The sequence below is a fragment of the Streptococcus oralis genome (assembly GCF_001075875.1).
GTDB lineage: Bacteria > Bacillota > Bacilli > Lactobacillales > Streptococcaceae > Streptococcus > Streptococcus oralis_I.
In genome coordinates, this window is sequence record NZ_JUOS01000013.1 from 1 (window position 1) to 234 (window position 234).

At 42.7% G+C, this 234-nt stretch carries 1 protein-coding gene; it reads right to left on the reverse strand.

Features of this window, described 5'->3' with window-relative positions:
* A partial coding sequence (locus tag ADM33_RS00710) for a hypothetical protein (protein ID WP_049502744.1) occupies positions 1–234 on the reverse strand: 234 nt, incomplete at both ends.

Consider the following 234-nt stretch of genomic DNA (forward strand, 5'->3'; position numbering starts at 1 on the left):
TTGTCCTTGTTAGCTGCGTCAAATTTAGTTGTATCCAACCATACTTGGTAAACCAACTTGTCGCCACGTTTCACAGTCTTGGTGTTCAAGTTTTGAGCTTCGTTGTTTGATGCATCGTCCGCATATGGGTTCGCATTGGTATCTGCGTACTTGTCTGCCAACTCTTTATCATCATCAACGAGCTTGTCGCCTGTGATATCGAATTTCTCTTCAGAAACAACGTATTTCTCTGGT